Source organism: Barrientosiimonas humi (genome assembly GCF_006716095.1).
In the GTDB taxonomy this organism is placed as follows: Bacteria; Actinomycetota; Actinomycetes; order Actinomycetales; family Dermatophilaceae; genus Barrientosiimonas; species Barrientosiimonas humi.
This window is the reverse complement of record NZ_VFOK01000001.1, coordinates 2,479,317-2,493,100: the sequence shown is the minus strand read 5'-3', so window position 1 is coordinate 2,493,100 and position 13,784 is coordinate 2,479,317. Positions and strand designations below refer to the sequence as shown.

Here is a 13,784-nt window from a genome sequence, read left to right as displayed (position 1 = left end):
TGCATCGAGGTCAGGGCCACATAACCCGGTTTCATGCGAGCGTGGGTCGCGCGGGCTCGGCCCCGGTTGGACATCCGCGGCGGCTTCCGGCATGGTGGTCGCGCTGGTCACGAAATGGTTACGGCCCCGTGGCCAGCAGTCATGTTCGCAGCAGAACGGCACATCGGCGCATCCCTGGCGTCGCATGACGCCAGGAGGTCCTTCCCGCATGTCCCGTCACGTCGGTCGTCACCGCGCCAAGCGGCGTCACCCGCTGCGCCGCCCCTCGGTCGCGGCCACCGCCACCCTGTCGGCGCTCGCCGTCAGCGCCGCCGGCTACTCCACGGGGTTCAGCTTCGACCGTGCCGCCGCCGCGCCGGAGGCCGCGATGGGGATGCCGCGGGCGCACAGCGCCGGCGTGACCAGCCTCGACGAGAACGGCACCGCCGGCGCCAAGGCGAAGGCGCGCGGCGCCCGCGAGGCGGCCTCGCGCAAGGCGCGCGGCGAGCAGGCCAAGCGACAGGCGTCGGCCCGGTCCAAGAGCGCCAAGGCCGCCAAGGCACGCGCCGCGGCGATCAACAAGCTCGACACCGAGCCCACCGAGGAGCCGCGCACGCAGGGCGCCGACCGCGTCTCGCGCGACGCCGAGCGCCCGGTCGTCAGCGGCGACCCGCGCACCATCGCGCGCGGCATGCTCAGCCAGTACGGCTGGGGCCAGGGCCAGTTCGGCTGCCTCGACCAGCTGTGGGTCGGCGAGAGCAACTGGCGCGTGAACGCGACCAACCCGACCTCGGGCGCCTACGGCATCCCGCAGTCGCTGCCCGCCGGCAAGATGGCCTCGGCCGGGCCGGACTGGCGCACCAACCCCGCCACCCAGATCGAGTGGGGCCTGACCTACATCAAGCAGTCGTACGGCAGCCCGTGCGGCGCCCTCGCGTTCTGGAACTCCAAGAACCCCCACTGGTACTGAGTTCCTTCTGGCTCGGCTCCTCCTCCGACCGGCGCCTGCTTCGCTGCGCGCCCGTCGGCATCGTCGCCGAGCCGTGCTGGGCTCCCCGGTTCAGCTCCTCCTCCGGCAGCCCGTCGCACGCTCCGGCCTGCCGGCATCGTCGCCGAGCCGTGCTGGGTCCCCGGGTGGGGTGGATCGGTGAGCAGGACCGGTGACCAGGAGTGCGCCGGCGCGCACGGTCGATCACCGATCCGGCTCACCGCTCGAGCCTGGCCGCGTCGTGCTTGACCAGCTCGGGGCGGCGAGGGCGTACGCCTAGCGCCCCGTGGCCATGCGCAGCACGTCGAGAGCCTCGTCGAGCTGGGCCTCGGTGAGGTCGCCGCGCTCGACGTGGCCGCGCTCGATCACGACCTCACGGATCGTGCGGCCCTCCTTGACCGCCTGCTTGGCGACGGCGGCGGCGGCCTCGTAGCCGATGTAGGAGTTCAGCGCGGTCACGATCGCCGGGCTGGACTCGGCGAAGGTGCGGGCGCGGTCGGCGTCGGCCTCCAGCCCCTCGATGCACCGCGTCGCGAGGGTCTCGGTGGCGCCGGCCAGGAAGGTGATCTGCTCCAGCACCGCCCGGCCGATGACCGGCAGCATGACGTTGAGCTCGAACGCGCCGCTGGCGCCGGCCATCGTGATCGTCGTGTCGTGCCCGATCACCTGGGCGCACACCATCAGCGTGGCCTCCGGCAGCACCGGGTTGACCTTGCCGGGCATGATGCTGGAGCCCGGCTGCAGGTCGGGCAGGTGCAGCTCGGCGAGCCCCGCGAGCGGGCCGGAGCCCATCCAGCGCAGGTCGTTGCAGATCTTGGTCAGCGACACCGCGAGCGTGCGCAGCGCGCCGCTGAGGGCCACGACCGCGTCCTGGCTGCTCTGCGCCTCGAAGTGGTCGTCGGCCTCGCGCAGGGTCAGGTCGGTCTCCTGCGCCAGCCGCTGGATCACGGCGTTCGCGAACCCGGGGCGGGCGTTGAGCCCGGTGCCGGTGGCGGTGCCGCCGAGGGGCAGCTCGTGGACGTACTCCGCCGCCTCGCGGATCCGCTGCCGCCCGAGCGCGACCTGCCGGGCGTAGCCGGCGAACTCCTGGCCGATCGTCACCGGCACCGCGTCCATCAGGTGGGTGCGGCCGGCCTTCACGACGTCCCCGAACTCGCCGGCCTTGCGCTCCAGCGACGCCTGCAGCGTGGCCAGCGCCGGGTCGAGCCGGTCGCGCACGGCGACCGCTGCGGCCAGCCGGATCGCGCTCGGGAACGTGTCGTTGCTGGACTGGCCGGCGTTGACGTGGTCGTTGGGGTGCACCGTGACGCCGGCGTCGCGCTGCGCCAGGTGCGACAGCACCTCGTTGACGTTCATGTTCGTCGAGGTGCCCGAGCCGGTCTGGAACACGTCGATCGGGAAGTGGTCGTCGTACTCACCCGCGGCCACCCGGCCCGCCGCGGCCACGATGGCGTCGGCCTGCTCGGCGGTGAGGACGCCGTTCGCCCCGTTCTCCGCCGCGGCTGCCGCCTTGATCCGGGCGAGCGCGTGGACGATCTCCGGCGGCACGGGCTGACCCGAGATCGGGAAGTTCTCCACCGCCCGGGCGGTCTGCGCGCCGTAGAGCGCGTCGGCGGGCACCTCGACGGCTCCCATGGAGTCGTGCTCGGTGCGGGTGTTCTTCTCGGTGCGAGGCGTCTCCGACATGTCTCCATCATGCGTCGCGCGGAACCGGTCACAATAGGCGGCATGCGCCTGCTCAACCGTCGCCCCGTCGCGATCGCCTACTGGTTCGTGGCGGCCGTCCTGTCGGTGTTCGCCGGCGTGGCCGCGGCCAACGCGGCGGTCGGCTTCGCGCCCGAGACCACCGACGAGCTGGGCGAACCCACCACCAACGGCGCCCAGATCCTTTATGGGCTGGTCGGATTCGCGCTCGGGATGCTCGGCGCGATCGCGGTCTTCGCCGGTGTCTGGCTGGCCCTGTGGGCACTCGAACGCCGGTCCCACCCGCAGGTCGAGGAGTGGGACGAGAGCGACGACGAGGACGACTTCGACGACATCCTGGTCGACGAGGAGGGCGAGCGCTTCCGGCGCTGACGGTCCGATGAAGGTCCGCGGCGCACCCCTGGCGACCGGAATGCTCCTCGCCCTCACGGCCACGGGCTGCTCGCTGCGGCCGCCGGACTCTCCGATGAGCCTGCCACCGCCGGGCACGACGACCAGACCCGCGCAGTCGGTCACGGCGAAGTACGTCCGGGGCGCCGAGCGCGTCCTGCTCCTCGAGGTGCCCGTGAGCAACTGCGCCGGGACCACCGAGATCGGCGAGGTGCGCGCCACGGAGACCAGCGAGCGGGTCGTCGTCACCGTCGACGTCGTCGACCGCAACACCGTCACCTACCTCGAGGCCTGCACCGCCAGTCTGGACACCGTCGGCATCGAGGTGCGGCTGGCCGGACCGCTGGGGTCGCGCGTGCTCACCGTGAACGGCCGGCAGCTATCAGCGCAAGCCATCGACGACCCGTTGCCATTCTCACCCGCCACGACCGTCACGGCCCGGCGCTGAGCCGGGCGAGGGCCGTACGTCCGTCAGAGCTTGCGCAGGAACACCTGGCCGACCGTGTGGTCGGGGCGCTTGCGCATCACCAGGCTCGCGCGGCTGCGGGTCGGGACGATGTTCTGCATGAGGTTGGGGTAGTTGATCGACTCCCAGATCTGCGTCGCGCGCGCGACGGCCTCGTCGTCGGACAGCGCGGCGAAGCGGTGGAAGTAGGAGTCGGGGTTGGCGAAGGCGGTGCCGCGCAGGGTGAGGAAGCGGTTGACGTACCACCGGCGGATGTCGCGCTCGCGGGCGTCGACGTAGATCGAGAAGTCGAAGAAGTCCGACACGGCCAGCGGTGACCGGCGCTCGGGCGTGACGACCGGCTGCTGCAGCACGTTGAGCCCCTCGACGATGAGCACGTCGGGCTGGCGGATGACGGTGCGCTCGCCGGGGACGATGTCGTAGACCAGGTGGGAGTAGACCGGGGCGGTCACCTCGGCCTTGCCCGACTTCACCTCGGCGACGAACCGGACGAGGGCGCGGCGGTCGTACGACTCCGGAAAACCCTTGCGCTCCAACAGTCCCCGGCGTTCGAGCTCGGCGTTGGGGAAGAGGAACCCGTCGGTCGTGACGAGCTCGACGCGCGGGGTGTCGTCCCACCGGGCCAGCAGCTCGCGCAGCACGCGCGCGGTCGTCGACTTGCCGACCGCGACCGAGCCGGCGACGCCGATGATGAACGGGGTCTTGGCGGGGCTCTCGCCGAGGAAGTCGGAGGTGACCTGGTGCAGCCCCGAGGTGGCGCCGACGTAGAAGTTCAGCAGCCGCGAGACCGGGAGGTAGACCTCCTCGACCTCGCGCAGGTCGATCGGCTCCTCCAGGCCGGACAACCGCTGCAGGTCGTCGGCGTCGAGGCTCATCGGGTGCGCCCGGCGCAGCCGCGCCCAGTCGCTCCGGTCGAGCTCGACGTACGGCGACGGATAGGTCTCCCGCGCGGTCGTTGACGGTGAGGTCACCGGCTCATTGTTGCCGACCGCACCGGGCGGGGTGGGCCCGGTCGGGCACGCAATAGGCTGCCCCTCATGTGTGGAATCGTCGGATATGTCGGCCCGCGGGGCGACGGCAAGGCCCTCGAGGTCGTCATGGAGGGGCTCGCGCGCCTGGAGTACCGCGGCTACGACTCGGCCGGGGTGGCGCTGGTCGACGGGGAGTCGGTCGCGACCGACAAGCGCGCCGGCAAGCTGGCCAACCTGCGCGAGGCGCTCACCGAGACCCCCCTCCCCGAGTCGGGCACCGGCATCGGGCACACCCGCTGGGCGACCCACGGCGGCCCGACCGACGCCAACGCCCACCCGCACCGCGGCGGCGAGGACGGCAAGCTGGCGCTGATCCACAACGGGATCATCGAGAACTTCCACGCGCTGAAGTCCGAGCTGGTCGCCGAGGGCGTGGAGTTCAGCAGCGAGACCGACACCGAGGTCGTGGCGCACCTGCTGGCGCGGGCGTACGACGGCGACCTCACCGCCGCGATGCGCGAGGTCGTGCAGTCGCTGGAGGGCGCGTTCACGCTGCTCGCGGTGCACGCCGACCAGCCCGACGTCGTCGTCGGCGCCCGGCGCAACAGCCCGCTCGTGGTCGGCCTCGGCGAGGGCGAGAACTTCCTCGGCTCCGACGTCGCGGCGTTCATCGGCTACACCCGCGAGGCCATGGAGCTGGAGCAGGACCAGATCGTCACGATCACGCCCGAGGGCGCGACGGTCATCAACTTCGACGGTACGCCCGCGCAGGGCAAGCGCTACCACGTCGACTGGGACGCCGCGGCCGCCGAGAAGGGTGGCTACTCCACCTACATGGAGAAGGAGATCAACGAGCAGCCCCAGGCGGTCGGCGACACCCTGCTCGGCCGCACCGACGAGCAGGGCCGGCTCACGCTGGACGAGCTGCGCATCGACGAGGACAAGCTGCGCCAGGTCGACCGGATCACGATCGTCGCGTGCGGCACGGCGGCGTACGCCGGGATGGTCGCGAAGTACGCCATCGAGCACTGGACGCGCATCCCCGTCGAGGTGTCGCTGGCCCACGAGTTCCGCTACTGCGACCCGATCGTCAGCGACCGCACCCTGGTCGTCTCGATCAGCCAGTCCGGCGAGACGATGGACACGCTGATGGCCGTGAAGCACGCCCGCGAGCTGGGCGCACTCACCATCTCGGTGTGCAACACGCACGGCTCGACCATCCCGCGCGAGTCCGACGCCGTGCTCTACACCCACGCAGGGCCGGAGATCGCGGTCGCCTCGACCAAGGCGTTCCTCGCGCAGATCACCGCCTGCTACGTGCTCGGCCTCTACCTGGCGCAGCTGCGCGGCGGGTCCTACGCCGACGACGCGCAGCAGGTGCTGACCGAGCTGCACGACATCCCCGGCAAGATCACCGAGCTGCTCGACGGCATGGAGCGGGTGCGCGAGATCGCCCGGTTCATGGCCGACACCCGCTCGGTGCTCTTCCTCGGGCGCAACGTCGGATACCCGGTCGCGATGGAGGGGGCGCTGAAGCTCAAGGAGCTCGCCTACATCCACGCCGAGGGGTTCGCCGCGGGCGAGCTCAAGCACGGCCCGATCGCGCTGATCGAGCCGGGCCAGCCGGTGTTCATCGTCGTGCCCGGGCCGAGCACCCCGCACGGGCTGCACGGCAAGGTCGTCTCCAACATCCAGGAGATCCGCGCCCGTGGCGCCCGCACCCTGGTGATCGCCGAGCACGGCGACACCGCGGTCGAGCCGTTCGCCGACGAGATCATCCGGGTGCCGTCGACCTCGCCGATGCTCGCGCCGCTGCTGACCGTGGTGCCGCTGCAGGTCTTCGCGCTGGAGCTGTCCAGCGCCAAGGGCCTCGACGTCGACCAGCCGCGCAACCTGGCCAAGTCGGTCACGGTCGAGTAGGGCCGGCGGGCACGGCAGGACCGGCGGAGGGAGCGGCAGTGGCGATCGTCGGAGTCGGGATCGACGTCGTCGACGTCGCGCGCTTCGAGCAGACGCTCGAGCGCACCCCCGCGCTGCGCGAGCGGCTGTTCACCGCCGACGAGGCGCAGCTGCCGATCAACTCCCTGGCGGCCCGGTTCGCGGCCAAGGAGGCCCTCGCCAAGGCACTGGGCGCCCCGGCCGGGCTGCACTGGACCGACGCGACGGTGCGCAAGCACGACGACGGACGTCCCGAGCTGCTCGTGCAGGGCACGGTGGCGGCGCGGGTGGCTGCGCTGGGCATCGACACGCTGCACCTGTCGCTGAGCCACGACGCGGGCATCGCGTCGGCCGTCGTGATCGCGGAAAGTGAGTGATAGCAGCATGATTCGTGCATTCAGCGTCGATTCCGTACGCCGCGCCGAGTCGGCCGCCATGGCGGACCTGCCCGACGGCGAGCTCATGCAGCGCGCCGCCACCGGGCTCGCCGAGGTGGTGGCCGCGCGGTTCGAGCAGCGCGACGGGGACCGCGTGGTGGCCCTGGTCGGGTCGGGCGACAACGGCGGCGATGCGGCCTACGCCGCCGCGCGGCTGGCCGCCGACGGGCACAACGTCGCCGTGGTGCTGCTCTCCGACCGGGCCCACGAGGACGGCGTCGAGGCAGCGCGCGGCGCCGGCTGCGTCGTGCTGGCGGCCGAGTCCGACCCCGACGAGGTGACCGCCGCGCTCGGTGAGGCCGACGTCGTGGTCGACGGCGTCACCGGCATCGGCGGCAGCGCCGGGCTGCGGGAGAGCGCGGTCCGGCTGCGCGACGCGGTGCCCGAGACGGCGTACGTCGTCTCCGTCGACCTGCCCAGCGGCTCCGACCCTGCGGGCATCGAGCCGGGCGAGACCTTCTTCGCCGACGAGACGGTGACCTTCAGCCTGGCCAAGCCGGTGCACCTGCTGCCTGCGGGCGAGGCCGCGACCGGGCTGCTCACCGTCGTGGAGATCGGCGTCGAGGAGCCCGAGCGTGCTGCGGTGGAGCGACTGACGCGCGCCGACATCGCCGAGATGTGGCCGGTGCCAGGGCCGTTCGACGACAAGTACACCCGCGGCGTGCTCGGCGTGGTCGCCGGTGGAGAGCGCTATCCGGGCGCGGCGGTGCTGGCGACGACCGCTGCTGCCACGGCCGGGGTCGGGATGGTGCGCTACGTCGGGCCGCCCACGCCGACCGGGCTCGTGCACGCCGCCGTGCCCGAGGCGGTGCCCGGCAAGGGCCGGGTGCAGGCCTGGCTGGTCGGCCCCGGGCTCGACTCGGGCGACCGCACCTCGCCGGGCCGCGCCCAGCTGCGCGCGGCCGAGGACGCGCTCGGGGAGGACGTGCCGTGCGTCGTCGACGCCGGCGCGCTCGACCTGCTGAGCAAGCCGCGGTCGGCCCCGACGCTGCTCACCCCGCACGTCGGAGAGCTCGCGCGGCTGGCCAAGCGGCTGCGGCCGCGGGGGCTGCCGCGGGCCGGGCGGTCGGAGGCGTCGTGGGTCCAGATGACCCGGGAGCGGCCGGTGCTCGTGGCCCGCGCGGTGGCCGACCGGCTCGACGCGACCGTGCTGGTCAAGGGCGCGGTGACCGTCGTCGTGCCGCCCACCTCGACCGGGCTGCCGGTGCGGTCGCAGTCCGACGGGCCGGCCTGGCTGGCCACGGCCGGTGCGGGCGACGTGCTGGCCGGGCTCGCCGGCGCGCTCGCGGCCTCCGGCTGCTCGATGCTCGACACCGGGTCGATGGCCGCGGCCGTGCACGGGATGGCGGCCGACCGGGCCAACCCCGGCGGGCCCGTCCGGGCGCTGGACGTCGCCCTCGCGCTCGGACGCACGGTGGCCGGCGTCCTGACCGAGCCGGCGTAGGCGTACGGGCTGGGCGAGGGGCGTACGCGCTCGGCACAACCCCCGGTGTCGGGGCTTGTGACGGTCTCCGAGGGGTGGAAGCTGCGGCAGCGGCCGATATCGGGGGTTGTGACGGTCCCTGCGGGGTGGGGGCTGCGGCAGCGGCCGATATCGGGGGTTGTGACGGTGGCGTAAGGCACGAGTGTCGTTCGGCTGGCGCACAATCCGCCGTGCGAAACTGACCGGGATGAACGATCAACCACCGGCCTGGATCACCGTCGACCTCACGGCGATCCAGCAGAACGTGGCCCGGCTGAAGGAGTACGCCGGCGACGCCGAGGTCATGGCGGTCGTCAAGGGCGACGCCTACGGCCACGGGCTGCTGCCGGTCGCCCGGGCGGCGCTGCGCGGCGGCGCGACGTGGCTGGGGGTGGCCCAGATGTCCGAGGCGCTCGCGCTGCGCGAGGCCGGCATCGAGGCCCCCGTGCTCACCTGGCTGACCGCCCCCGGCACCGACTTCCAGCCGGCCGTGCGGGCCGGGATCGACATCGGCGTGCCGGCCGTGTGGGAGCTCGAGGCGGCCGTCGCGGCGGCCCGCATCACCGGCACGACCGCCCGCGTGCAGCTCAAGGTCGACACCGGTCTCGGCCGCAACGGCGCGTTCGGCGCCGACTGGGACGCTCTGCGCGATGCCGCGGCCAAGGCCCAGGCCGAGGGCAGCGTGGAGGTCGTCGGGCTGTTCACCCACTTCGCCTACGCCGACGCCCCCGAGCACCCGACGGTGCTGACCCAGCAGGAGCTGTTCGCCGAGCGGGTGCGCGACGCCGAGCGGGCCGGGCTGCGGCTGCAGACGCGGCACATGTCCAACTCCGCCGCGACCCTCACCCAGCCGAGCGCGGCCTGGGACATGGTGCGTCCGGGCCTGGCGGTCTACGGCCTGACGCCCGTGCCGCAGATCGGCGACCCCGCCCACTTCGGCCTGCGCCCCGCGATGCGCGTGCAGGCGCGCGCGACGGTGACCAAGCGGGTGCCGGCCGGGCAGGGCGTGAGCTATGCCCACACCTACGTCACCGACCGCGAGACCAGCCTCGTGGACGTGCCGATCGGTTACGCCGACGGGGTGCCGCGAGCCGGCTCCTCGGTGGGTCCGGTGCTGGTCAACGGCGAGCGGCACACCGTGGCCGGCCGGGTCTGCATGGACCAGTTCGTCGTCGACGTGGGCGACGAGGAGGTCGCCGCGGGCGACCCGATCGTGCTGTTCGGGCCCGGCGACGGTGGCGAGCCCACCGCCCAGGACTGGGCCGAGGCCACCGGCACGATCTCCTACGAGATCGTGGCGCGGATGAGCTCGCGGCTGCCCCGGACGTACGTCGGTGGCGAGGAGCCGGCCTGATGGCTCGCGGAGGAGTGCTCGCCTGGGGGGTGGGCGCGGTGGCCACGGGCGCCGGCGCGGCCCTCGGGGTCACCGCCGACCGGCTGTGGCGCAGCCGCTCGACCGCGGTGCGGCTCGGGGTCCACGACGACTTCGCCGAGACCGCTGACCACGAGCTCGCGGTGATCACCGAGGACGGGGTGCCGCTGCACGTCGAGATCGACGAGCCGCGCGCCGACCCGCCCGCCAACGGGCGCACGCCGACGGTGGTGCTCGTGCACGGCTACACCCTCAACCTCGCGTCGTGGGTGTTCCAGCGGCGCGCGCTGCGTGAGGCCGGATATCGCGTGGTGCTGTTCGACCTGCGCGGGCACGGCCGGTCCGAGGAGGGCGAGCCGACGTCGTACAACATCGAGCAGCTGGCCCGCGACCTCGCCGCGGTGCTGGAGCAGGCGGTGCCCGAGGGGCCGGTCGTGCTCGTCGGCCACTCGATGGGCGGCATGACCCTGATGAGCTTCGCCGCGCAGTTCCCCGACGTGCTGCGCGAGCGGGTCATCGGCGCCGCGCTGGTCGCCACGAGCTCGGGCGGGCTGGCGGAGGTCAACTGGGGGCTGGGCAGCCCGATCGGGTCGCTCGTGCACCGGATGGGGCCGGTCGCGGTGGCTCAGCTCGCCGGTCGTGAGGCGCTGCTGGCGGCTGCGCTCAAGGCCGGCCGCGACGTGGAATCCCTTGTGGTGCATCACTTCTCGTTCGGTTCGCACGTGCCCATGTCGGTGGTGCGGCACACCGGCAAGATGGTGTTCAGCACCAAGATGAGCGTCGTCAGCGCGTTCCTGTCCGAGCTGATGAAGCACGACCAGCTGATGTCGCTGAAGGCCTTCGACGGCATCGAGACGTTGGTGCTCAACGGCACCGCCGACAAGCTCACCCCGGCCGAGCACTCCGACGCGATCGTCTCGGCGATCCACGGCGCCGAGCACGTCGTGGTCGACGACGCCGGGCACATGCTGATGCTGGAGCACCCCGATCTGGTCAACGAGCAGCTGATCGCGCTCATCGCCCGGGCCCGCCGGGCGGTCGAGCGTCCCCGCAGCGGTCGCCGGGTGCGCAAGACCGTCACCGACATGGCCGCTCGCCGGCGGGTGCGCGGCGCGGGCACCGGCCGGGGACCCGCGTGACCTCACCGGAGCAGGAGCCGCTCACCGCGCGCTGGGTCGCGCGCGACGTCGCGACCACCCAGCGGCTGGCCGAGCGGCTGGGCGCCCTGCTGCGCGCGGGCGACCTGGTGCTGCTCACCGGCGGCCTCGGCGCCGGCAAGACCACCTTCACCCAGGGCCTCGCGCTCGGGCTGCGGGTGCGTGGGCCGATCACCTCGCCGACGTTCGTCGTCTCGCGCGAGCACCCGAGCCTGGTCGGCGGGCCGCCGCTGGTGCACGTGGACGCCTACCGGCTGCAGGGTGCCGCCGAGCTCGACGACCTCGACCTGGACGCCGAGCTCGCCGAGGCGGTCACCGTGGTCGAGTGGGGGCACGGGCTGGCCGAGGCGCTCAGCGAGGACTACCTGGAGCTGACGCTGGACCGGGCGGGGGACGGGTCGGGTGGCTCGGGTGACGGGCCGGGGGGTTCGGGTGGCTCGGGTGAGGAGCCGGGTGAGGAGCCGGGCGACGTGCCCCGGATCATCGTCGCGCGTGGGCACGGTGCGCGCTGGGCGGCCGTGTGGTCGCAGATCGCCGCGCTGGCGTAGCCTCGCGCCGTGCTGCTCGCTCTCGACACCGCCACGTCAGCCGTCACGGTCGCCGTCCGCGCCGCCGGTCGCACGCTGGCCGAGCGCAGCGAGATCGACGTGCGGCGGCACACCGAGACGCTCGCCCCCGCGGTGCGTGACGTGCTCGCTGACGCCGGGCTGCGGCCCGCCGACCTGACCACGGTCGTCGTCGGGGTCGGGCCCGGCCCGTTCACCGGCCTGCGGGTCGGCGTGGTCACCGCGCGCACGATGGGGCTCGCGCTCGGGATCCCGGTGCACGGCGTGTGCAGCCTCGACGCCATCGCCCGGCAGGTGGTCGCGACCGGGGCGCCGGAGCGGTTCCTGGTCGCGACCGACGCGCGGCGCAAGGAGGTCTACTGGGCGACCTACCGCGCGGGGGCACACGGGGCGCAGCGCGACGGCGAGCCGCAGGTGGTCCGCCCCGGAGAGCTTCCCGACGACGTGCGGGCGCTGCCGAGCGCCGGCCGCGGGCACGACCTCTACCCCGACCTGCTCACCGGCGACCCGCTCGGACCGCTCGACGTCTCCGCGGGGGCGCTGGCCGAGCTCGCCGAGGCGGAGTTCGCGGCCGGCCGGCCGCTGCTGGTGCCCGAGCCGCTCTACCTGCGTCGGCCCGACGCCCAGCCGCAGGCGCCCCGCACTCCCGCCGGACCGTGATCCCCGACGAGGTCGGAGGCGCGAATATGCCTGGGATGCAAGAGGATTCGCTGCGGCCCATGCGCTGGACCGACATCGACGACCTGGTGCGCATCGACGCGCTGCTGTTCGAGCACGACGCGTGGCCGGCCGCGACCTGGTGGGCGGAGCTGCGGGAGCGACCGCGACGGGTGTACGTCGTGGCGACGGGCCCCGACGACCGGGCGACGGCGTACGGCGGGCTGGACGTGGCCGGAGACGTCGCCGACGTCATGACGATCGGGGTGAGCCCGCAGGCGCAGGGCCGCGGGCTCGGGCAGCGGCTGCTCGACCGGCTGCTGCAGATCGCGCGCGAGGCGGGGGTCGAGGCGGTGCTGCTCGAGGTGCGTGCCGACAACGTCGCGGCGCGAAACCTCTATGCCCGCAACGGTTTCGAGCAGATCAACGTGCGGCGCGGTTATTACCAACCCGGTGGTGTCGACGCGTTGGTGCTGCGCCGCCTGCTCGAAACACCCAAAAATGCACGAGGCGGATAGGCATGCCTAGCCGCCTCGCGCATTTTTGGGAGTTGGGGCGGGCTGAGGGATCCTCGACCCATGGCCGCTGAACCCCTCGTGCTCGGCATCGAGTCCTCCTGCGACGAGACCGGCGTCGCCTTCGTGCGCGGCACCACGCTGGTCGGTGACGCGCTCGCCAGCAGCGTCGACGAGCACGCCCGCTTCGGCGGCGTGGTGCCCGAGGTCGCCAGCCGCGCCCACCTCGAGGCGATGATCCCGATGCTCGAGCGGGCCAGCGCCGACGCGGGCCACCGGCTCGCCGACGTCGACGCCGTCGCTGTGACCTCCGGCCCCGGTCTGGCGGGCGCTCTGATGGTCGGCGTGGCCGCCGCCAAGGCGCTGGCGCTGTGCCTCGACAAGCCGCTGTACGGCGTCAACCACCTCGCCGCGCACGTGTGCGCCGACGTGCTCGACCACGGCCCGCTGCCGGAGCCGACGGTCGCGCTGCTCGTCTCCGGCGGGCACACCAACCTCCTGGTCGCGCGCGACATCGCGACCGACGTCGAGGAGCTCGGCGGCACGATCGACGATGCGGCGGGGGAGGCGTACGACAAGGTCGCGCGGGTGCTCGGCCTGCCCTATCCCGGTGGCCCGCACATCGACCGCGCCGCGCGCGAGGGCGACCCGGCGGCGATCGCGTTCCCGCGCGGGCTGACCGCGCGGCACGACATGGAGCGGCACCGCTACGACTACTCCTTCTCGGGGCTGAAGACCGCCGTGGTGCGCTGGGTCGAGGCGCGCGAGCGGGCGGGGGAGTCGGTGCCGGTGGCCGACGTCGCGGCGAGCTTCTCGATGGCCGTCGCGGACGTGCTCACCAGGAAGGCGCTGCTCGCGTGCTCCGAGCTCGGCATCCGCGACCTGCAGATCGGCGGCGGCGTGACGGCCAACAGCCAGCTGCGCGCGCTCGCGGAGGAGCGCTGCGCCGCGGCCGGTGTCAGCCTGCGCGTGCCGCGCCCGCGGCTGTGCACCGACAACGGCGCGATGGTCGCGGCGCTCGGGGCGCAGATGGTCATGCGCGGCCTGCCGGCCTCCGACCTGGCGCTGCCCGCCGACTCCTCGATGCCGGTGGAGCAGCTGCGCGCGTCCTGAGGCCGGCGTCACCTTCGCGGGCATGAAACCGGGTTACGCGCGTTTGACCTCGATTCATCAGGGTCAAAC

The 13,784-nt window shown here is 73.4% G+C and carries 14 protein-coding genes; 12 read left to right on the top strand and 2 right to left on the bottom strand.

Annotation, left to right across the window (positions count from 1 at the left end; all coding sequences use genetic code 11):
- Window positions 1-208: 208 nt before the first annotated feature.
- Window positions 209-949, top strand: coding sequence for an aggregation-promoting factor C-terminal-like domain-containing protein (locus tag FB554_RS11675; RefSeq protein ID WP_211344587.1), 741 nt, complete (start codon window positions 209-211; stop codon window positions 947-949).
- Between the two features lie 294 nt (window positions 950-1,243).
- Here FB554_RS11675 and FB554_RS11670 read toward each other — a convergent pair whose 3' ends face one another.
- Window positions 1,244-2,653: a class II fumarate hydratase gene (locus FB554_RS11670; RefSeq protein WP_142006273.1), complete on the bottom strand. Its 1,410-nt coding sequence runs from the start codon at window positions 2,651-2,653 to the stop codon at window positions 1,244-1,246.
- Between the two features lie 42 nt (window positions 2,654-2,695).
- On the opposite strand from FB554_RS11670, the gene FB554_RS11665 reads away from it, so the two are divergent.
- Together FB554_RS11665 and FB554_RS11660 are read left to right on the top strand one after the other, a co-directional pair.
- Window positions 2,696-3,043 (top strand): hypothetical protein, encoded by a 348-nt coding sequence (locus FB554_RS11665; RefSeq protein ID WP_142006272.1) that lies wholly within the window; start codon window positions 2,696-2,698, stop codon window positions 3,041-3,043.
- A 94-nt stretch (window positions 3,044-3,137) separates the two neighbouring features.
- Entirely contained in the window at window positions 3,138-3,509 is a 372-nt protein-coding gene (locus tag FB554_RS11660; protein WP_142006270.1) for a hypothetical protein, read from the top strand.
- A gap of 23 nt (window positions 3,510-3,532) precedes the next feature.
- On the opposite strand, the gene coaA is transcribed toward FB554_RS11660, so the two are convergent.
- Window positions 3,533-4,498, bottom strand: coding sequence for a type I pantothenate kinase (gene coaA / locus FB554_RS11655; protein ID WP_142006268.1), 966 nt, complete (start codon window positions 4,496-4,498; stop codon window positions 3,533-3,535).
- A 66-nt stretch (window positions 4,499-4,564) separates the two neighbouring features.
- Here coaA and glmS point away from each other — a divergent pair, with 66 nt between their 5' ends.
- The 9 genes from glmS to tsaD all read left to right on the top strand — a co-directional run bounded on the left by glmS (window position 4,565) and on the right by tsaD (window position 13,715).
- Window positions 4,565-6,418, top strand: coding sequence for a glutamine--fructose-6-phosphate transaminase (isomerizing) (gene glmS, locus FB554_RS11650; protein WP_142006266.1), 1,854 nt, complete (start codon window positions 4,565-4,567; stop codon window positions 6,416-6,418).
- Window positions 6,419-6,456: 38 nt separating this feature from the next.
- Window positions 6,457-6,813: a holo-ACP synthase gene (locus FB554_RS11645; RefSeq protein ID WP_142006264.1), complete on the top strand. Its 357-nt coding sequence runs from the start codon at window positions 6,457-6,459 to the stop codon at window positions 6,811-6,813.
- 7 nt (window positions 6,814-6,820) lie between these two features.
- A complete protein-coding gene (locus tag FB554_RS11640; RefSeq protein ID WP_142006262.1) occupies window positions 6,821-8,317 on the top strand; it encodes a bifunctional ADP-dependent NAD(P)H-hydrate dehydratase/NAD(P)H-hydrate epimerase in 1,497 nt (498 codons plus the stop codon).
- Window positions 8,318-8,543: 226 nt separating this feature from the next.
- A complete protein-coding gene (alr, locus tag FB554_RS11635) occupies window positions 8,544-9,689 on the top strand; it encodes an alanine racemase (RefSeq protein ID WP_142006260.1) in 1,146 nt (381 codons plus the stop codon).
- On the top strand, window positions 9,689-10,846 hold the full coding sequence (locus FB554_RS11630; protein WP_142006258.1) for an alpha/beta fold hydrolase: 1,158 nt from the start codon (window positions 9,689-9,691) through the stop codon (window positions 10,844-10,846). The genes alr and FB554_RS11630 overlap by 1 nt, the downstream gene beginning before the upstream one ends.
- Before the next feature lie 65 nt (window positions 10,847-10,911).
- The gene (gene tsaE / locus FB554_RS11625; RefSeq protein ID WP_236022463.1) at window positions 10,912-11,412 is read left to right on the top strand and encodes a tRNA (adenosine(37)-N6)-threonylcarbamoyltransferase complex ATPase subunit type 1 TsaE; all 501 of its coding nucleotides are present in this window, start codon (window positions 10,912-10,914) and stop codon (window positions 11,410-11,412) included.
- Window positions 11,413-11,421: 9 nt separating this feature from the next.
- Window positions 11,422-12,090, top strand: a complete 669-nt coding sequence (gene tsaB / locus FB554_RS11620; protein ID WP_142006254.1) for a tRNA (adenosine(37)-N6)-threonylcarbamoyltransferase complex dimerization subunit type 1 TsaB — start codon at window positions 11,422-11,424, stop codon at window positions 12,088-12,090.
- Between the two features lie 59 nt (window positions 12,091-12,149).
- On the top strand, window positions 12,150-12,605 hold the full coding sequence (gene rimI / locus FB554_RS11615) for a ribosomal protein S18-alanine N-acetyltransferase (protein ID WP_142006253.1): 456 nt from the start codon (window positions 12,150-12,152) through the stop codon (window positions 12,603-12,605).
- Between the two features lie 60 nt (window positions 12,606-12,665).
- On the top strand, window positions 12,666-13,715 hold the full coding sequence (gene tsaD, locus FB554_RS11610) for a tRNA (adenosine(37)-N6)-threonylcarbamoyltransferase complex transferase subunit TsaD (RefSeq protein WP_142006251.1): 1,050 nt from the start codon (window positions 12,666-12,668) through the stop codon (window positions 13,713-13,715).
- Window positions 13,716-13,784: the final 69 nt, after the last annotated feature.